Raw genomic sequence first — 229 nt, 5'->3', positions numbered from 1 at the left:
GCGACAACCTCAACGCGGCGGCCGCCTACGAGCGGGTCAAGACCTACGTCGGCAACCGTCAGGCGGCCGGCTGGCGGGTGTACGTCTGCACGAGCCCGCACACGGGGGCGGCCACACAGAACGCCCGGCTGGGCCAGCTCGCCACGCTGATCCGCGACGACGCCGAGGGGCTGGGCTACGACGTGATCGACCTGCGAGCCGATTCACGCTTCCAGGACGAAACCAACAC

At 69.9% G+C, this 229-nt stretch carries 1 protein-coding gene; it reads left to right on the top strand.

Annotated elements, in window-relative coordinates; translation table 11 throughout:
* On the top strand, positions 1–229 hold a 229-nt coding region (locus tag R0J92_RS27435; protein ID WP_411054001.1), incomplete at both ends, for a hypothetical protein.

The sequence above is a fragment of the Tritonibacter sp. SIMBA_163 genome (assembly GCF_046535935.1).
Classification (GTDB): Bacteria; Pseudomonadota; Alphaproteobacteria; order Rhodobacterales; family Rhodobacteraceae; genus Epibacterium; species Epibacterium scottomollicae.
Note: the sequence above shows the minus strand (reverse complement) of the source record. Positions and strands in the feature narration are given on the sequence as shown.